The sequence below is a fragment of the Epilithonimonas sp. 33E genome (assembly GCF_059372615.1).
In genome coordinates, this window is sequence record NZ_CM182009.1 from 3,580,571 (window position 1) to 3,600,377 (window position 19,807).

Below are 19,807 nucleotides of genomic sequence, written 5' to 3' on the forward strand. Positions count from 1 at the left end.
TTTAAATTTACTTTTTATCATTACATTATGTTTGTTACATTTAGAATTCGGAAGGTTTGGGTTAGAATTACAACCTTCCGATAACTTCCTGTAATCGTTCTTTTTTCCTTTGAGAAACAGGCACTTGTGTATTATCAGACATTATTACAAATCCGCCATCTTTTTTGATATAAGATTTCAGTTCATTCAGATTGATGAGATGTGACTGGTGAATCCGTTCAAAACCCTGATCAGATAACAATTCCTCATATTCTTTCAATGTTTTGGAAATCAGGACTGTCTTGTGATTTTTGAAATGGAATTTGGTGTAGTTATCAACAGACTCACAGCGGATAATATCCTTAATCTCAAACAAATGAATTCCATCCGACGTTGACAAGGCAATTTTTTTGAAACTATCTGCTTTCTTCGAGATATTTTCCAACAGAAGTTCTATCGTTTTATTTTCAGAACTGTTATCTGTAATATTTTTAATTTTCCGGATGACACTTTGTAATTCTTCCGGGTCAATCGGTTTCAGAAGAAAATCTAAAGCACTGAAACGAAACGCTTTTATAGCAAATTTTTCGTGCGCTGTTACAAAAACAATATGAGAAGAGATTTTTCCGTACTTTTTGTTGAGCCGTTCCAGAATATCAAAGCCGGAACCATCGTTCATCATAATATCCAGAAAAACAATATCAGGGTTAATTCCTTCGATCAGTTTAGTTCCGGTTTTCACGCTGTCAGCTTCGCCTAAAATATTGATTTCAGGAGCATAAAGAGCCAGCATTGCCTTCATCCCATTTCGGAGATTATGATCATCGTCTATTAAAACAGCTGTTATCATTTTTCTATGAATTCTAATGGTAATTTTATCAAAATCTGAGTCCCCAAAATCTTCTCGTTATCTCTTAGTTCTGTGATACTCAGTTCTATTTTTTTGTTTTCCAGTTGCTCCAGAGTTTCCAATCGCTTTTTAGAAATTTCCATTGCCATAGACTTATGAGCGTTGACAAATGTTTCTTTATTTTTCTTCGATTGTTCTATCCCTACACCATTATCTGTGATGATGCAAATCAGCTGATCCTCAATTTGACGGAAAATAATATTGATGAAACCTTTATCTTCTAAAGGAACTACACCGTGGATGATTGCATTTTCCACATAAGGCTGCAGAAGCAAAGAAGGAATCGCAGTATCATCTTCGATATTGGATTCTTTGGAAATGTTAAAATCGAATTTATTATTAAACCGCAATTGCTCCAGTTCAAGATAATTTTGAAGTGCTTCGATTTCTTTATCTAGAGTAATACTGGATTCTTTCGAAAATTCCAACGTCAGTCTCATCAATTTGGAAAACTTCGCCAGATAACGAATCGCTTCATCTTTTCCGTTTTGAATCACAAATGCCGAGATTGCTGCCAGACAATTAAAAACAAAATGAGGATTCATCTGCAGATGCAGCGCTTTATGTTCAAACTCTGTCAGTTGTTTTTGTAGAAGCAAGGTTTTTTGCTTTTCCTTATTTCTGTAAAAAAGAAACAATCCGAGTAAAAGTAACCCGATTATTAGAACCGTAAAAATCCATTTCAGCCTTTCCCTGCTTGCATTTTCTCTTTTTTCCAACTGCTGTTTTTCATATTGAAAATTGAGTTCCGTTTTTAGACGTTGCTGCTCATTTTTAACAGCGTCAAATTTTTCTTTTTCGATATCATAATTCTTAAGATGATACAGAGCCAACTTCTGATCTTCTTTTTGATCATAGATTTGAGAAAGTAATTTTTCGGCGTTCATTCGGGCTTCTGTCAAATCCAGTTCTTTAGCAAGTTCAAGACTTTTGTTGGAAAACTGGAGTGACTTTTCAAGTTCTTTCTCATCAAAATAAATCTGAGCCAGAAACATATAAGTGTCAGATAACCCAAACTTATCGTCAACCGATAAAAATTCTTCTTCCGCTTTTTGAAGACTATTTTTAGCTTCTTTTTTCTGATTTTTACGAATGTAATACTGAGAATAACTGTTATAAAGTTCTCCTAAACCACGCGGATTCTCATTTCCCTGGTAAGATTTTAGACTCTCGTCAAAATACTTTTTCGCCTGCTCCAACTTATTCTGAAACAAATAAATCAATCCAATGTTAGAAGCACTTGCAGCAAAAGTTTCTGGGTTAATTTTCCTGGAAGTCTGGTTAGCTTTCAGAAAATATTCTAATGCTTTTTCTTGATCATCAATAGACTTATAAATAACTCCAATATTGTTATAAAGCTTTGAAGTCTGGAGATTATTTTTGTTTTCTTCATAGATTTTCAAAGCCTGGAAATCATTTTCCAACGCCGCAGCATAATTGTTCTGTTGAGAATAAACAACGCCTTTGCTTCCAAACGTTTTGGCTAATGTTTCCTTGATTTCTTTTTTTTCAGAATTGATTTTTAAAAGAATCTTTTCCGATGAATCAAAATTCTGTAAGGCCTTTTTATAATCACCATAAATCAAAAATGAAACACCAATATTCTGATAAGCAACTGATTGCTGATAAATATTTTTATTTTTCCTGGAGTTTGTAAGTGCCAACAATGCAAACTTCTGCATCTGCTCAGGATCCGAATGCTTATAAGCATCCGAAATCTGATTTTGTAAAGCCGCAATATGGTTTGGATTTTTTTCTTTTTTAAGAACCGTCAATAGAGAATCCACCGCAGATTGCGCAGAAATCAAGATGACAGAAATGATCATCAGAAAAAGTAGAATTTTTCTCATCAATTATGTTTGTTGCAAAAATAATCATAAATTATTGACTATTAAATGACCAATGAGAAAATTAATGATTTGACTTAGAATTCGATTTCAATTATAATTTTTAAATTTGAAAAGTAAAAACGACTATTCTATCTTGGAAAAACGCAAAAAAATCGGTCTATTTTTCGGCTCATTCAACCCGATTCATATTGGACATCTGATTCTCGGGAATTATATTTTGGAGAATTCTGATATGGAAGAATTGTGGTTTGTGGTGAGTCCGCAAAATCCATTCAAGGATAAAAAATCTTTGCTGAAAGATCACAATCGATTGGACATGGTTCAACTGGCCATCAAAAATTATCCGAAAATGCGTGCTTCCAATGTAGAGTTTTCTTTGCCAACACCAAGTTACACGATTGATACATTAACTTATCTTCAGGAAAAATATCCGGATTATTCTTTCTCTTTGATAATGGGTGAAGACAATCTGGGAAGCCTTCACAAATGGAAAAACTATGAATTGCTCTTAAAAAATCACCAGATCATTGTTTATCCCAGAATTTTCGGAGAAGACAAAAAAGACACGGACTATTTGCAACACGAGAGTATTTCACTCATCAAAGCACCTGTTATAGAGCTTTCTGCAACGGAAATCCGAAATATGATTAAGGAGGGTAAAAATGTGCGGCCGATGCTTCCACCAGAGGTTTTTGAATATCTTGACGGTTCTTCATTTTATAAATAATTTTGAATGAAAAGCGCTCTTCTTCTCTCTGTTTTTTCAATATTTCAAACATTACTTTTTGCTCAAAACAAAGAGCTTATTAAAATAAACTGTGATTCAATTTTCAGTAAAAAAGGTTATCTCGTTTCTTTGGAATTTGACCCGAAAGATGAAAGCCAATTCAATGTACTCTTTACTTTTTCAAAAAAAATCAACGGAAAGAAAAAAATTATTCATCAGGAAAAGTTGTACAGTCAATTTCAAAATGTCGAGTTTACTGATTTCAATGGGGATGGAATCAAAGATATTCTAATTGAAAATACTGCAGATGTTAGGAGTAATGAGACTTACCATCTTTTTATTGTCGATTTCAAGAATCAGAAACTAAGGAAAATAGAAGGCTTCGAGAAAATCAAAAATCCAAATTACCTGGAGAAATATAATCTCATCGATTGTCTTGTGATGTCTGGCAGAAACTGGACGCGTTTTTATAAAATCGAAGGCGATAAAATCAAAGATTTTGGCTATATTGTAGAAGACGGCGAAGATGACAATGGGAAAGACTTGGAATACGATAAAAATTACAACCTGACTTTATCAAAAATCCTGAAATCTGAAAAAGTAAAAAGATGAACTTTATAGAAAAATATTACTCAAAATATCCGGAAGAAAAACTTATCAATTGGTTTAAGCAGATTTGTTTTGCAGAAGCTATTTCGTGGCTTTTATTATTTTCCGCCATGATTTGGATTCGGGTTGAGCCGGAAAATATTTTCGCCATTATTTACATCAGTACTATTGGGAGTATCCATGGACTTTTTTTCACACTTTATCTTATCTTTCTTCCCGCGATTAGAAAAATATACGATTGGGATGATGAGGATTTTATCTTTGCATTGATGGGTGCTTTCTTCCCTTTCGCAACGATTTGGGTTGATAAAAAGTTAGCCCGAAAAAATCGGGTTGAGTGACGAATAGCAACTAAAAATAATCTAAAATTCATTCACCACAAAAGTCACAAAAAGGAGTGAATTAAATTTAAATTCACATTGATATAAAGAGCAAAAAAAGGAGATGTTTAATAAAAACTGATTTGTACTTTTTATAAGCAGAAAGATAAAAATCTCATGTGACTTTTGTGGTTAAAAAACTAAATCATAATAACTTTAAAATATGAAAATCACGTTCTTCTCTTCCAAACCCTACGACAAAGAATTTTTTGATAAAGCGAATAAAAAATTCAATTTTGAGCTAGATTATTTTGAGACCCATCTTGGTCCGCACGTTCTTAATCTTATCGAAAATACCGACGCAGTTTGTGCCTTTGTGAATGACAAGCTTGATGCTGAAGTTCTAGAGTTTCTGGCAAAAAAAGGTGTTAAATATGTTGCGATGCGATGTGCAGGTTTCAACAATGTGGATTTGGAAGCCGCTAAACGTCTTGGTTTGAGAGTCAGCCGAGTTCCGGCTTATTCTCCCGAAGCCGTTGCAGAACACGCAATGGCAATGATTCTTACGCTTAACAGAAAAACTCATAAAGCTTATAACAGAGTTCGTGAACAGAATTTTGCTCTGAATGGATTGATGGGTTTCAATCTTTATCAGAAGACAATCGGCGTTATCGGTACCGGAAATATTGGTGCTGCTTTTGCAAAAATTGCGAAAGGATTTGGAGCAAGAGTTTTAGCTTATGATATTACAGAAAATCAAGAACTTAAAGACCTCGGAATCGAATATGTTTCGCAACAACAATTACTTTCCGAATCTGATATCGTTTCACTTCATTGTCCACTAATGGAAGCTACCCATCATTTGATCAATGAAAATTCTATCCAAAAAATGAAACCAGATGTGATGCTAATCAACACTAGTCGTGGTGGACTAATCGATACAAAAGCTGTTATCAATGGTTTGAAATCCAAACATATCGGTTACCTCGGCATCGATGTCTATGAACAGGAAGACAAACTATTTTTCCGGGATCTTTCTCATACGATTATTGAGGATGATACAATCCAGCGTCTGATGAGTTTCCCAAACGTTTTAGTAACTGCACATCAGGCTTTTTTCACTCAGGAAGCGCTTGAACAAATTGCAAATTCAACTTTATCAAGTCTTTCCCATTTTGAAAAGAAAGAAGAATTTGAAAATCCAAATGCCATTTTAATCTGACAAAAATTCAGATTTTGAATGCTTAACAATCAAGCCTTTGCACATTTTGCAAAGGTTTTTTTATATTTTTTTGATAAATGATGTAATAAATCATTATCAAAAATTGTCTTAATAATAAATCAACCAAAAAATTTTATCTCTGAAAATCAATAGATTAAAAACAATAAACAATTTTATTTACTACTTTGTATTGCATAATACTTAAAATAATACATATCTTTGCAATGTAAATTATTATAAACTACAAACTACTTTATTAAAACCAAGTATTATGAAAGCCAAAATCCTAATTGCAGTTATTTTTTTCTCAGGAATGATTTCTGCGCAACAGACCCAGAAAAAAACGGAAGAGACAAAAACGATAGAAGAAGTGAAACTTAGCAAGAAAGTTTTCGTGAAAAAATCCGACAGGTTTGTTTACGATGTGGCTTCCTCTCCTGTTGCAAAGGGAACCAATTCTTTCAATCTTCTTCAGCAGACGCCAATGTTGTCCAGCACAGACGGAAAAACTTTCAAAATAATGGGAAAGTCAAACGTGGTTTTTTACATCAATGGCAAAAGAACGCTGATGGATGCAGAAGCCATTACGGAAATGCTAAAAAATACGCCATCCGAAAACATCCAAAGAATCGAGGTCGTAACTGTTCCTGGAAGTGAGTTCCAAGTGGAAGCAAATGAAGGCGTCATCAATATCGTAATGAAAAAAAGCAAAACGAATGGCTACAACGGAACTTTGAAAATGAACAACAGCCAGACTTTCTATAATAATCCCTCGTCCGGAATTGCGTTTAATGCAAGACAAAACAAATGGTCGTTCAGCACCAACTTCAATATGGGAAGCTGGAGAGAAAGAGAAAAATATACGTTGACCAACGGAAATGACACTTTCCAGAATAATTCTTTCGGAACAATGGATGACCCGAACAAAAACTACGGCGGAAGTGTGAATATCGATTATGAAATCAACAAAAAACAAAGTCTTGGTTTCAGCTACAATATGCGCTATAACAAGAGCTTCGGGTCTGTTTTGGATATGACGAATTTTGAAAACGGCGTGTTGTCCAACAGAACAATTAACCAGGAAGATGCGCAGACCAGAAATCATAACTTCAACCTGAATTATGAAATCAAAACTGATACGCTGGGCAGTAAATTGAGTTCAAACGTTTCCTATTTATGGTTCAACAGGGACAAAGTGAGTCTGGGCGAATCTTTCCCACTAAAACCTAATGGTTCTTACAGCGCATTCCAGCAGGCTGTTCCTCAAATCATCAACAATTACGCTGCAAATATCGATTATATTAAAAAATTCAAGAATGAAAGTACGTTTGCTATCGGAAGCAGCTATAACTACACCAACACAGACAGCGATACAAGACAAAATGATTTTAACGGAACACAATTCGTGACCAATAACACGCTTTCCAATCACTTTATCTATAAAGAAAATATTATCGGCGCTTATGCGACTTTCGAGAAAAAATTCTCTGACAAATTCTCAGGAAAAATCGGAACAAGATTCGAAGCCACATTGAGCACAGGTGATGTTGTAGGAAAATCCGACATCGGTTTTGAAAGAAATTATAACAATCTTTTGCCTTACGCGACATTGAATTATGCCATCAATGAAAACAACAACATCAGTTACAGCTTTTCCAGCCGGGTGAGAAGACCTGGATTTGGACAACTGAATCCTTCCAGAACGTACTTTACACCGACCAATTATATCCAGAACAATCCTTTTATGCAGGCTTCCAAGAATTATAATCAGGAAATCAACTATATGTACAAGAATGCTTTCTATGCTAATGTGAGTTTCAACTTTGCTGAAAATGCTTATGGACAATTGCCTTTGCAAGGAGTTGAAACAAAACTTGTAAGAGACGAAAATGGAAATCCTACATATGATGCAGACGGAAATCAAATAAAAATCACATCCGAATTCCTAAGATACATCAGAACCAATTATGGCAACAATAAGCAGATTGGATTGACTCTAGGGATGAACAAAGGCTGGTTTGGTGATATCTGGACAACCAACTACTCCGCCAACTTCGAGTATGCGACTTTCAAAGGTGGTGTAACAAATGACCCAACTTCGCAACTACTTCCAGGAGACACAGAAACATTAGAGCCATTCATTATCGATGTGAAAACCTTGAACACTTTCTTCCAGGCCAACAATATGATAAGATTATCTCCGAAAAAAGACTGGTATCTGGGCGTTAATTACTGGCTGATGCCGACAAGAGAAGTGGAAATGGGAAAACTTTACACACAACAGAGTTTTGACGTAAACATCAAGAAAATTATGGGAAATTTCACATTCCTGGTTGAGTTCAATGACATCTTTAATCAGAATATCGATGATATAAGAACAATACAAGCTAAAGGAAGCTACAACACTGTAAGAAATTTCCAATACCGAAGAGAACTGAACATCAACGTAACCTACAACTTCGGGAATCAAAAATTGAAAAAAGCAAGAGAAGTGAAATCGGCTAACGATGCGATTCGCTCCAGAACTTAATCAAGAAAAAAAATAAACTATTACTCTCAAAAAAATAAATTATGAAAACGAAAACTCTCATCGCTGCCATATTTTTCTCAGGGTTGATCTATGCTCAGGAAACACCTAAAAAAGATTCTGCTGAAACAAAAAGTATAGAAGCTGTTACCTTAACCAAACAAGTTTTCAAGAAACAAAGCGATCGATTTGTTTATGATGTAGCTGCTTCACCTGTCGCAAAAGGTAATACAGCATTCAGTTTGTTGAAGCAAACGCCGCTTGTTTCTTCGACTGATGACAAAACTCTGAAAATCATTGGGAAAAACAATGCCGTCATCTATATCAACGGCAGAAAAACCAATATGGATGCGGAATCTCTGACTCAGTTTTTGAAAAATACACCGGCAGAAAATATTCAGAAAATCGAAGTGATTACGCTTCCAGGAAGTGAATATCAGGTAGAATCTTCCGACGGAATTATCAATATTGTTCTAAAGAAAAAAATGACCGACGGACTGAATGGCAATATGAGAATGGGAAATTCACAAAATTATTATAACTCCACTTATGCTGGCGTTTCGCTCAACTACAGAAAAGATAAACTAGGCATCAGCACGAATATCAACACCAGCGAAAACATCCAGGAACAATATTATATCCTGAGAAACGGCAGCAGCACAACCAGCAATCAATCTGAAGGACGCGTGACTGACCCAAATAAAAACCTTGGAGGTTATTTGAACATCGATTATCAGCTGAATGATAACAGCAACCTTGCTTTGACCTGGAATTCCTGGGCGAACAGAAGTTATGGTTCCGGTTCCAATCTTTTTAATACGATTGTTGCTCCCAATGAAGACGGCGATACTGAAACGAGATACAGCCTTACTAAAAATGTTGAAAATTCGCGCTCGTATAATAATTCACTCAACCTGAATTATGAATGGAAAACAGACTCACTCGGAAGCAAGCTCAACCTGAACGCCGCTTATCTTAATTATAAAAGATTCCAGAATGCGGATAACAGAACTTATACTTCAGATTTGATGAGACAGCTTCTGAATCCTTCGACTATCATTACACAAAGTACGCCTCAGATTATTAATAATTTTTCATCTACGGTTGATTATATCAAGAAATTTAAGACTGATTTCACGGTAGCAGTCGGAGGAAACTTTAATAAAACAAAAACCGATAACGATACCAAAAATGATACTTATTACTATGACAAGGACGGAAATCTGGTAGACCAATATGGAAAACCAATCAGCGGTCCTATCTCTACGCCCAACCATTTTATCTACGATGAGAATATCTATGGATTCTATGTGACGTTGGAAAAGAAATTTTCTGATAAGTTCTCAGGGAAAATCGGTTCGAGATATGAATTGACGAACAGTGTCGGAAAATCAGACAATTCGGATTTCAGCAACATAGAAAGAGATTATAATAATCTGTTGCCTTATGTGAGCTTGAACTATGCGATTAACGACAAGAACAATATTTCTTATGCTTTTTCCAGCAGAATGAGAAGACCGAGTTTCTGGGAACTGAATCCTGTGAAGAATTATCTGACCAATGTGAATTATACTCAGAACAATCCTTTTGTGAAAGCGTCTTCTGTTTACACCAATGAGTTCACATATATGTTTAAGAATTCTTATTTCCTGATTATCAACCATTCATTGACGAAAAATGTGATTACACAGGTTCCTTTGCAAAGAGATAAGGTCAGATTAGGCGCTAATGAACAACCTGTTTTGGATGCCAACGGCAATCAAATCACAGACAGAGAATTGCGATACATCAGAACCAACTTCGGAGACAAGCAAGAGATGTCCGCAATGATCGGAATGCAGAAATCATTCTTCAAACAATATCTTACCTCCAATTTCAACATCGGGATGCAGAGAAATGTGAACAACGGCTTTCTGAATACAGACCCAATTACCGGCGATGTTTTCCCGGACTATGTTAACAAAATCAAGTCTAACAGTTTATTGATTCAAACCAACAATACTGTGAGACTAGACAAAAACAAAACCTGGTTCTTAGGCGTCAACTATTGGTACGTGGATAACCAACAAATCGAATTAGGAAGACTAAAATCACTAATGAGTCTGGACGCCAACATCAAAAAAGTCTGGAACGACTGGACTTTTGCTTTGGAAATCTATGATATTCTGAAAACGAATAAAGTCGTGATTACAGATTATCAGGACAATGGCAACTTTAATTACATTAATCAAAATCAATATAACCAAGGTCTGAACTTCAGCGTGACTTATAATTTCGGGAACAAAAAAGTTCAGAAAATAAGAGATATCAGCAGCGCAGATAAGGACATTAAAAACCGCACCAGATAACATACATTATATTTCTTATCAAATCATTATTTTCAAAAGAAATCCCGAAGACGTTCTTCGGGATTTTTTTTTATGTTTTCTGATTTCTCCAGATGAATCCATCCAAAAGATAATGCGTTAACTGCGGAACGATCAAAATAGGAACTAGAAATTGTTGCCAAGACATTGACAATTCGAATGATTGAATTGAGAAATGCTCTCTCCAAACCAGAACTTCCCACATTAGTTCTTCAAAAAAAGCAAATCCGATGATAACCAATACAAATAATAAAATTCCGAAACTGGTCTTAAAAATGGAAAGGTTTTTAGATGACGCCAATTTTTTTTGCTCAATTTCCCTGATATAAATCAAAGCAATATAAGGTATTCCGTGTGAAATGACATTAAGTAAAGTGAAAATCAAATCGTCGTTAAAATAAACAATCCCAAAGTACCATGACAGGTAAGTTCCGAGAATAATCCCATTTTTCGGAATATTGAAGGTTTTATCTTTAACTAAAAAATAAGCCGTTTTCAAAATCCAGACTCCGAGAATTAAGTAATAAATTGATGTAATTACGGGAATATAATTCGGAACAGAATCCAACCAATTGAATTCATTTTCTATGAACCAATTGAAAGCTCGTGGTGTTTTTATCCAATACAACATCGGAAAAATCGTTGCTGAATAAACAGCAAGTCCGTCCCAGAATTTTGAAAAACCTTTTTTCTCAAATCTAGCATACAATCGCATAAACCCATATTGCTGACGCACAAAATGAAAGACTGCTACCAACGCTAAACCCGACCAAAACATTAAGCTTCCGAACTGATAAAATATCAAACCGAGAATCAGACTAATTGCTGGAATTACCAAATACAAAAGTTTCCTTTCTTTGAATTCTTCTTTGACAAAATAAGTTTTGAATAACGTAGAATAAACGTGCGCAACATCCACAAAAACAATGAGAATCAACCAGGTGTAGAAAGAATAATGATTTTCCAGATTATGAATCTGATTCTGAAATAAAACAACTGTCAATAACACCAAAAATGGCGGTGACAAAATAAAACTCCAGTCCGTTTTAGCATTATGTATCCAGGGTTGCTTCATATTCCAATCATTTCTTTTGCGACATTAATCCCTTGATGAAAAGCTTCCTCAAAAAGTGAAATTCCGGATAAGTCTGTATGGGCAAAAAATATTTTGTTATCAATATTTTGTTTGGCCAACTTTTTTTCTTCTCCGAAAATAAAATTTGGAACAGGCGAAATCATACCGTGTCCTAATTTATGAAACTGAATATCTATAATGAAATCCTCAATCTCTGGATGTGCAACTTTTAAATCATCAAAAACCAAATTTTTCAATCCTTCTTCCTTCATATTATATAACTGTCGCCGGGCTTTTTTACAATTATCCGTAGAAAAACTTCGGTAATAAGTAATCACTTTTTCGCTCACAATTTGATTGAGATTCTGATGCTGGTCATTGATATAACCTAACCCTTCCGTTCCGAAAATCACATTGTCCCAAGCCATTTCTTCTGCCCCACCAAATTCATTTTTTAATGTTAAAGTTGCCAAAAGCCAAGGCACATAATTGAAATCTTTGAATTTTCTGTCTTTAAAAATATGCTTATTGACAAATTGTGGCGTTGCAAAAAGGACTTTTTCAGCAATGATTTTTTTTGAAATTTTTAATTGATTATCATAAACCAAAACTTCCACATTCTCTTGATTATAATTGACATCATAAACCAAATGTTGGGACAGATTTTTACTTTCGACAAATTCCGAAAGATGCTTTGCCAATCTTGCATTGCCTTCGGGCCAAGTTAAAACTTGGTCGTGGCGGTTAGTCGCCCAATTATTTTTTCTTCCGGCAAAATAATGGATTCCCGCCCACGCAGAAACGTATTTTATTCCTAAACCATAATCGTCTTTGCAGGAATAGTCCAATAGCCATAGTAATTCCTCAGATTTGAAATGATTATTAACAAGCCAATCCAAAAAGGTAAGCTTATCCAATTCTTTTGCTTCATTACTAGATTTTGAAATCGGAATATCAAACCAATATTTCCCTTGATCATCTTTTTCATTTTTGAAAATTTCCATCGTTTCAAAAAAGCTTTTAATCTCTTCTTTTACGCTCTCAGAAATTCCATTTTGAGGAATCAAATCATTTTGCCATTCGTTTTTGAAAAAAAGGCGTTCTTCTTTTGGAAAAGTCAGTTGTTCATCATCTAAAATCGGAAATCCGTTTTCGTCTTCACCAAGATAGATTTTACATTCTTTCAGAAATTCAATTAAATCTAAATCTTCTTTGTTTGGAATCGGAAGATAATGAGCTCCAAGAGGAAATTTGGAAAATTTGTTTTCTCCATTGGAAGCATTTCCTCCCAGATGATTTTCCATTTCGATCAAGAGAAAATCAGTTTCATTGTTTTTTGTTAAATGTCTGCAAGCGGAAAGTCCGGAGATTCCACTTCCCACGATTAGGAATTTAGTTTTGATTTCTTCAGTAGGTTTTGGGAAATCTTTAGCCCAAAGTTGATGTCCTAAAACATAATTGGTTCCCGTAATCTTCAATAAAATCGATTTTGATTTCTGTTTGCAATATTGCAAAAAAGGCAACATTGCGCCAGCCCACAAGATTGTTGTAAGAAAAGATTTTCGGGAAAATTGATTGGTAGAAGTTGACAAGATTTAATTATAATTTTGAAACACTTCCGTAATTATCGTCTGGGTTTTGAAAATTTTGTAGAATTCTAACGATATAGACTGTTTCATTTTCTACTTTGTAGATTATAGAATTATGTTTGGTCAACAAAAATTTTCTAAAATTAGTGTCTTCATACCTCTCAAAATGTATATTTCCCGATTCTAAAATATCCAGAGCATCTCTTAATCTTATTAAAAAATCAAGCAAAACCTGTTCATTCCATTTTAGCAAAAGATATTTTTCTATTCGTCCAATATCTTTCTGCGCATTTTCTGTAATTTCAGATTTCAGCATTGATTTTAGTCCTTAAATTTTCAATTCTTTTATCCAAATATTCTCTAAAAGGAATTGTATTTCCATCCTTTATATCTTCCTCTGCTTTTTTCAACGATTCCAAAATTTCTTCCTTGGTTTCATTTCTGTAAACCGGTTCCATAACTTTGGCAATAGCGAGCAACTCTTCGGAAGTAAATCTTTTGTCTTTCATTTTTTTGAAAAAGGTTGGCTTTTTAATTCCTGTTTTCTCAATAATGTAAGAGATTTTAAAAGGCGATTGTTTCAGAATCAAATCTATGCTGTTCTGTATTTCTATATATTTTTCAATTTCTGTTATCATAATTTATAATTTTAAGTGTCACTATTTGATACAAATATAATAAAATATTGAGACAAATTACTGGACTTTTCCCCATTCTTCATCAAAATATCTTACCAGAATCTGATTATCCAAACGATTCACTTCCAGATTATTTGCTTTCATATCCTTACTGAAATAAGACATTTGTTTAAAATCGTAATCGTAAAACTTCAGATTCGTAAGTTTTCGCACAATTTTGTTATCAATCGGTTGGAAAGATGCCATACAAAATCCCCATTCTCCAAAACTCGGAACATAAGAATGATAGGCCGTGGTGAATGTAAAAATCTGATTAATGGTCTTCTCGATGCACCAAAAAGATTTCGGAGCGAAATATGGTGATGTTGTCTGAACCACAATTCTAGTATCATTTGTGGTTATTCTTTCCAATTCTTTGTAAAACTGAAGAGAATATAATTTGCCCAAACTGTAATTGGAAGGGTCTGGAAAATCGATGATGATGACATCATATTTTTTCTTGTTTTCTTTTACCCAAATGTAGGCATCTTTATTAATCACTTCAACTTTTGGGTTGGAAAGGGATTGATGATTAAGACGTCTCATTGTTTCATTATCTCGGAAAAAATTAGTCATTTCTCCATCCAAATCGACTAAAGTAATATGTTTTACATCTTTATATTTCAAAATCTCTCGAACAGCAAAACCATCGCCGCCACCTAAAACCAAAACATTGGAAATATTTTTCGCCATAGACATCGCCGGATGAACCAAAGCTTCGTGATAACGGTATTCGTCTGCCGAAGAAAACTGAAGATTATTATTAAGATAAAGTCGGAAATCCTGATTATTTCTTGTTAAAACAATTCTTTGATAAGGCGAACTGTTGGAATAAATAATATTCTCTCCGTACATCTTTTCTTCTGAAAATGCTAAAAGTCTGTCTGAAAAAATGAAAAGTGCTAATAAACTTAGAAAAGCAAAAATTGATTTTATTTTTAATAAAATTGGATTTTTCAATTCTCTTTTCAGATAAAACGAAAGGAAAATCGCAATGGAAATATTAATCAAACCGAAAAAAAGCGGTGTTCTGATAATTCCTAAACTCGGAATCAAAACCAATGGGAAAAGTATGGATGCCAACAAAGCGCCGATATAATCAAATGCGAAAACATTGGAAACCAAATCCTTGAACTCAACTTTATCTTTCAGAATGTTCATTAATAAGGGAATTTCTAATCCAACCAAACATCCTGTCAGAAATACAAATAGATATAAAACAGGCTCAAAATGATGAACCGCGTTGAATAAATAGAATAAAACTACCGAACTGATTCCACCAATAACTCCGACAAGAATTTCGATTTCAACAAATTTATTCAGTAAATCTTTATGAATAAATTTTGCCAGATAAGAACCAACACCCATCGAGAAAAGATAAACGCCAATGATAAAAGAAAACTGCTTGACAGAATCACCCAAAAGATAGCTTGCCAAAGCACCTGCTACCAACTCATAAATTAGTCCGCAAGTTGCGATGACAAATACAGAAAAAAGCAGAAGTAGCTCAAACGAAATTCGTTTTTTACCCATGAATCGCAGCGCTGATAATAATAGAAATTCCAATAATGAAAGCGCCGAAGATAATAGCCAGAGCAGTATTGTTGTTTTTTGAAATCTCATGCCACGTTTTTTCCGGAGTCAGTTTCTCGATAATGATATAGCAAATCAACAAAATTGCAATTCCTAAAAATGAATATAATATCGAGTTGAGAATCGGTAAATAATTGAAATCTCCCATAATTAATGTTTTAAATTTTATTTGTGATAATATCTGTAAACCGAAGTTCCGTGTGAACGATATCTGGTTGCTCCGTCTCTATACTTTTCTGTTTTTGCACAATCGCAAAACTGATTTCCTGTGTATGTCAAATACAGAAACCAAGCGAAAAAAAATACCCCAAGCAAAAGCAAGAACTTATTATATCTGATATACTCAATTATTTTTTCCATTTGAATTTATTTGTCAAAAGGTGAATAATTACTGTTTTCCCATTTAGCCTTATCAAAAGCATACTTTCCCCAATAATTCAGAAGAACCAAAACAACCATTATTCCTATAATAATGAAGTAATTCCAAAAACTGACGGGCCTCCAGAATGCCTGAATATCAAATGTAGGATTAAGCGTGTCTGTATCAGGAAACGTGGCGGAGAAATTTGGATTTTTAAGTTTGAATTCTTTCGCTTTTTCTAACTCAGAATAGACTATAGAATCATTGGTTTGAAGGTTTGATAAATTATAAGATACTTTTTCACCAGTCGCCAAAGTCGTGACATCCACGAATCCAAATTCATCATAAGTAAAAGACCTAGTTCCGTCAGGAGAATAAAATGTTTCTCCGTTTGGTTGTTCAAAACCTTGTTTCTGTGCATTGATAGCGAAATGATATTTTCCAGGAGCAACACCACAAAAATTAAATTCTCTATTTTTATCACCTTCTGACCAGCTTTCGCCGTCTTCATAACCGTGATATTGTTCAATATCCTGGGATGTGTATTCTATTTCATTTGTTTTTTCGTTAATGAGACTCAATTCTACATTGGCCCAGGAATTATCAACATTCGAATAGAGTTTGACATTAAGCGGAGCAGAAGCACCATTCAAATCAAAGGATTTTGAAATCAATTCTTTATTTCTTACCGAATCAAATCTTATTCTATCATTAAAAACTTCATAATTAGTTCTTGAAACCGTGTTATATAACTGAAAAACACTCATTAACAAAGCAACGACTGCAAAGACGTTGACGAGTTGTTTTATATTGACATAATATGACTGAACAATTCCAATCCCGGAATAATTGGGCATATAGCTCGGTTTGAATTGCCGTTTGATTTCACTTTTCGGAATATGCTTTCCCCAGAAAAAATTTCTCTCGGTTCCTACTTGTTCTGTCGAAACCATTTCAGTTCCGTTGACAAATTCTTTATACGTTGCTAAAGAAAATTTAATTTTATCCTCGAAAAATCCGGTTGCGGAATCAATATTATTCGGAGTAGATTCGTACCATCGGTATTTTTTACCTTCAAATTCAGCATGAAATTTGAACTCTTTCTTAGGCATTTCTTTAGGTTGTAGGAAAACCCAATGTCCACTACTTTCACTTAGGAAGGCGTCATTTTTATCTTTGTCTTTAAGATAATATTCTCTCCAGAAAACAGAACTTCCGTACTTTCTGACAACAATTGCAACAACCTGATATTCTATACCGTCAATCTTGCCTTTTTGACCAACTTCCAAAACCACATTTTCTGTAGGTTTTTTGATTTTTTTTTCAATCTCATCACTTCCAGTGTTTACCAGCATAGAACATGATTTACAAATATATTGTTCAATCTCGATATCGATTGTAAGTATATTTTCGGTTTTACAACTTGGGCAAACGTAAGTTTTCATCATCTCAGGATTTTGTGTTCTTTGATGATTTCTGCTTCGAAATAAAGCAGTAATTTGGAAGTAATTTTCTGGACTTTCTTTGTGTTATCATTGTAATAATTACACAGTAGCAAATCCAACGTCAGTTGCTGAAACTCAGGCCAAGTATGGATACAAAGATGCGATTCTTTCAGAATAATTGCAGAAGTGAAACTATCATTATCAAAAATATAAAAAGTCTCGCCAACAACTTCCGTGTCACATTCTGCCAAAAGTTTTTTAGCGTAATCCAAATAAGAATAATAATTTGTCAGTAATTCAGAATTTTCAACTTTCAAAGTCAATAGAACGTGCAATCCTTCCTGATAAATTTCCAAAGTTTTCATCATTAATGTTATCAGAAAGCAATATCAGAATTTTTTGAAAAACTGACAATAGAAAAATAAAAAAGCTGTAAATATTTACAACTTTTTATTTCTTCGGCAAGAAAACCTCAGCCAACATACATCTGGCACTTCCGCCGCCGTTGGTTTCTATCACTTCCAAATCGGAGTAAATAATTTCGCAATATTTTTCGATGGCAGCTACTTGTTCCTGATTTAAAGATTTGTACGCACTTTGGCTCATTACCAAGAATTTTTCTCCAGAATTATTCTGAACCTGAAGCATATTTCCTGCGAAATGTTGCATCTGGTCTTCGGAGATTTCTATTAATTCTTTTCCGGAATTTTTAATCGTTTCGATGACTTTTTCTCTTTCCAATTCGTCATCGATGCAATCCAGACAAATCACCACGAATTTATCCGCAACACACATCATCACATTGGTATGATAAATTGGTAATCTTTCTTCACCAGCCGTTTGATAAGAATGAAAAACTACAGGCTTGAATCCAAACTCACTACAGAATTTTCTAAACAAATCTTCATCCAATCTCAACGAAACCGAACCGTAAGCAATCTTATTATCGTGGTCAAAAATCATACTTCCTGTTCCTTCCAAGAATTTATTGTCTTTTTCAATGTCAGAATAATCGATGATTTCGTTGATAGTAAATTGCTCTTTGATTTGTTTGATGATATCTTCGCGTCTTTCCAAACGTCTGTTTTCAGCAAACATCGGGTAAAGGACTACTTTCCCGTCTCTGTGAAAGCTCACCCAGTTATTCGGGAAAATTGAATCCGGCGTTTTGGGGTCAAGCGTATCTTTTATGGTAATGACATTAATACCTTTTGCTCTCAATTTTTCAACAAAGGCTTTGAATTCTTTCAAAGCTTCATCCTGAACATTCCCTTCCTGCTGAACCTGGAAATAATTATTAACCGCCGTCTGCTCGTTGAACCCGAAAGCAATAGGCTCTATCATTAAAACTGTATCTGTAGTCTGCATATTTACTTTAAATATAAATTTATGGCTCTCGCTGATTTTTCAGATTCAGTAAATTATCTTGAAGAATCAGCATAATTTGCTTTATTTGCTTGAAATGATCTTAATTATTATTCTCTAACTAAAGGCAAAGTTGAACACCTCAACAGACCGCCCATTTTGGAAATTTCGCGGTAAGGAATTTCTTCCACAGTCATTCCCCACTCGTCTCTTAGATGATGATTTAGTCTTGTGAAAGCTTTATCAGAAACCACAACATCCGGAGCAATTGAGAAGATATTCGGGTTCATCTCAAACATTTCTTTATCGTTGACTTCGAAACAATTTTCTTCTCCAAAAATATCCAAAAGCAACTGATAGTCAGACTCATCAACAAATCCGTTTTTATAAATGATACATTTGTCTTCGCCAACAATATTAAACGTACAATCCAAATGAAGAATACCTTCGTAAGGTTTTGTATCGTTTTTTCTCAAATCCAGGTCGATGATTCTCTTTTTTGGGAAATATTCTTTCAGAATTTCGATAGCATATTCATTTGTTCTGGCTGTTTTCAAATTTCTGTAATCCGGACTGTAGCTGGTTCCGATAAACAAAAATCCATTCCAGACGATGACATCTCCACCTTCAATATGGGCTGTTTCCGGCAGGTTGATGATATTTCTCCAGGATACTTTATCAATGATATGCCTGTAAGCTTCCTGCTCATCTGCACGATCAGGAATGATGTTAGAAATAATCATTTTGTCCTCAATTACGAAAGCAACGTCTCTTGCGAAAACCTGATTGTAATCTTTGATGATTTTCGGTCGGAAAACCTCGACATCATATTTCTTCAGCACTTTTTCGAATTCCGTCATTTCCAAGATAATATCTTCCTCTTTTGGATATATATTATTCTCGATAGTATGATAGGATTTTGCATCGTAACTTTCTTCCAAAGTAGGAACAGGGCCATTTGATTTCGGCTGTCCAAGCACTACGGACTTCAGTCTTCCGGTTTCGTTTTTGATATTTAATTTCATAATTTCAGAATCAGGCAAATATAATTAAAGGATTCAAATCAGGGATATTTTATTTTAGTTAATAACACCTGCGAAAGCCCGATTGCTGGAGAAATTTTCAGATTAACTACAATATTCCCGAAAAAAAATCCCCGAAAAATTAATTTCGAGGATTTTATAATTGAATT

General features: G+C 34.4%; 19 protein-coding genes. 6 read left to right on the top strand and 13 right to left on the bottom strand.

Annotation, left to right across the window (positions count from 1 at the left end):
- Nucleotides 1–67 precede the first annotated feature (67 nt).
- Nucleotides 68–829, bottom strand: a complete 762-nt coding sequence (locus AC5P2S_RS16455) for a LytR/AlgR family response regulator transcription factor (protein WP_494555634.1) — start codon at nucleotides 827–829, stop codon at nucleotides 68–70.
- On the bottom strand, nucleotides 826–2,739 hold the full coding sequence (locus AC5P2S_RS16460; protein ID WP_494555635.1) for a tetratricopeptide repeat-containing sensor histidine kinase: 1,914 nt from the start codon (nucleotides 2,737–2,739) through the stop codon (nucleotides 826–828). The genes AC5P2S_RS16455 and AC5P2S_RS16460 overlap by 4 nt, the downstream gene beginning before the upstream one ends.
- 106 nt (nucleotides 2,740–2,845) lie before the next feature.
- On the opposite strand from AC5P2S_RS16460, the gene nadD reads away from it, so the two are divergent.
- From nadD to AC5P2S_RS16490, 6 genes are all read left to right on the top strand, one after another.
- Nucleotides 2,846–3,466 carry a nicotinate (nicotinamide) nucleotide adenylyltransferase gene (gene nadD, locus AC5P2S_RS16465; RefSeq protein WP_494555636.1) on the top strand — a complete coding sequence of 207 codons (621 nt, stop codon included), beginning with the start codon at nucleotides 2,846–2,848 and terminating at the stop codon, nucleotides 3,464–3,466.
- Nucleotides 3,467–3,472: 6 nt separating this feature from the next.
- Nucleotides 3,473–4,078, top strand: a complete 606-nt coding sequence (locus AC5P2S_RS16470; protein ID WP_494555637.1) for an XAC2610-related protein — start codon at nucleotides 3,473–3,475, stop codon at nucleotides 4,076–4,078.
- On the top strand, nucleotides 4,075–4,416 hold the full coding sequence (locus AC5P2S_RS16475) for a DUF3817 domain-containing protein (protein WP_283417793.1): 342 nt from the start codon (nucleotides 4,075–4,077) through the stop codon (nucleotides 4,414–4,416). The genes AC5P2S_RS16470 and AC5P2S_RS16475 overlap by 4 nt, the downstream gene beginning before the upstream one ends.
- A gap of 202 nt (nucleotides 4,417–4,618) precedes the next feature.
- Nucleotides 4,619–5,617: a 2-hydroxyacid dehydrogenase gene (locus tag AC5P2S_RS16480; RefSeq protein WP_283417792.1), complete on the top strand. Its 999-nt coding sequence runs from the start codon at nucleotides 4,619–4,621 to the stop codon at nucleotides 5,615–5,617.
- A gap of 271 nt (nucleotides 5,618–5,888) precedes the next feature.
- Entirely contained in the window at nucleotides 5,889–8,147 is a 2,259-nt protein-coding gene (locus AC5P2S_RS16485) for a TonB-dependent receptor domain-containing protein (protein ID WP_494555638.1), read from the top strand.
- Between the two features lie 41 nt (nucleotides 8,148–8,188).
- Nucleotides 8,189–10,492 carry a TonB-dependent receptor domain-containing protein gene (locus AC5P2S_RS16490; protein ID WP_494555639.1) on the top strand — a complete coding sequence of 768 codons (2,304 nt, stop codon included), beginning with the start codon at nucleotides 8,189–8,191 and terminating at the stop codon, nucleotides 10,490–10,492.
- A gap of 70 nt (nucleotides 10,493–10,562) precedes the next feature.
- On the opposite strand, the gene AC5P2S_RS16495 is transcribed toward AC5P2S_RS16490, so the two are convergent.
- From AC5P2S_RS16495 to AC5P2S_RS16545, 11 genes are all read right to left on the bottom strand, one after another.
- Complete coding sequence (locus tag AC5P2S_RS16495) at nucleotides 10,563–11,585, bottom strand: hypothetical protein (protein ID WP_494555640.1); 1,023 nt, start codon at nucleotides 11,583–11,585, stop codon at nucleotides 10,563–10,565.
- Nucleotides 11,582–13,063 (bottom strand): flavin monoamine oxidase family protein, encoded by a 1,482-nt coding sequence (locus tag AC5P2S_RS16500; RefSeq protein WP_494555641.1) that lies wholly within the window; start codon nucleotides 13,061–13,063, stop codon nucleotides 11,582–11,584. The genes AC5P2S_RS16495 and AC5P2S_RS16500 overlap by 4 nt, the downstream gene beginning before the upstream one ends.
- A 121-nt stretch (nucleotides 13,064–13,184) precedes the next feature.
- Complete coding sequence (locus tag AC5P2S_RS16505; RefSeq protein WP_494555642.1) at nucleotides 13,185–13,490, bottom strand: type II toxin-antitoxin system RelE/ParE family toxin; 306 nt, start codon at nucleotides 13,488–13,490, stop codon at nucleotides 13,185–13,187.
- Complete coding sequence (locus AC5P2S_RS16510; RefSeq protein WP_494555643.1) at nucleotides 13,477–13,812, bottom strand: hypothetical protein; 336 nt, start codon at nucleotides 13,810–13,812, stop codon at nucleotides 13,477–13,479. Before AC5P2S_RS16510 ends, AC5P2S_RS16505 begins: the two co-directional genes overlap by 14 nt.
- 57 nt (nucleotides 13,813–13,869) lie before the next feature.
- On the bottom strand, nucleotides 13,870–15,384 hold the full coding sequence (locus AC5P2S_RS16515) for a polyamine aminopropyltransferase (protein WP_494555644.1): 1,515 nt from the start codon (nucleotides 15,382–15,384) through the stop codon (nucleotides 13,870–13,872).
- Nucleotides 15,377–15,592: a DUF350 domain-containing protein gene (locus AC5P2S_RS16520; RefSeq protein WP_494555645.1), complete on the bottom strand. Its 216-nt coding sequence runs from the start codon at nucleotides 15,590–15,592 to the stop codon at nucleotides 15,377–15,379. Before AC5P2S_RS16520 ends, AC5P2S_RS16515 begins: the two co-directional genes overlap by 8 nt.
- A gap of 17 nt (nucleotides 15,593–15,609) precedes the next feature.
- Entirely contained in the window at nucleotides 15,610–15,804 is a 195-nt protein-coding gene (locus AC5P2S_RS16525; protein ID WP_494555646.1) for a hypothetical protein, read from the bottom strand.
- A 6-nt stretch (nucleotides 15,805–15,810) separates the two neighbouring features.
- Nucleotides 15,811–17,253: a DUF4178 domain-containing protein gene (locus AC5P2S_RS16530; RefSeq protein WP_494555647.1), complete on the bottom strand. Its 1,443-nt coding sequence runs from the start codon at nucleotides 17,251–17,253 to the stop codon at nucleotides 15,811–15,813.
- Complete coding sequence (locus tag AC5P2S_RS16535; protein WP_494555648.1) at nucleotides 17,250–17,618, bottom strand: S-adenosylmethionine decarboxylase family protein; 369 nt, start codon at nucleotides 17,616–17,618, stop codon at nucleotides 17,250–17,252. The genes AC5P2S_RS16530 and AC5P2S_RS16535 overlap by 4 nt, the downstream gene beginning before the upstream one ends.
- An 82-nt stretch (nucleotides 17,619–17,700) precedes the next feature.
- Nucleotides 17,701–18,618 carry a citrulline utilization hydrolase CtlX gene (ctlX, locus tag AC5P2S_RS16540; protein WP_494555649.1) on the bottom strand — a complete coding sequence of 306 codons (918 nt, stop codon included), beginning with the start codon at nucleotides 18,616–18,618 and terminating at the stop codon, nucleotides 17,701–17,703.
- Nucleotides 18,619–18,725: 107 nt separating this feature from the next.
- Nucleotides 18,726–19,640, bottom strand: a complete 915-nt coding sequence (locus tag AC5P2S_RS16545) for a dimethylarginine dimethylaminohydrolase family protein (RefSeq protein ID WP_494555650.1) — start codon at nucleotides 19,638–19,640, stop codon at nucleotides 18,726–18,728.
- Nucleotides 19,641–19,807: the final 167 nt, after the last annotated feature.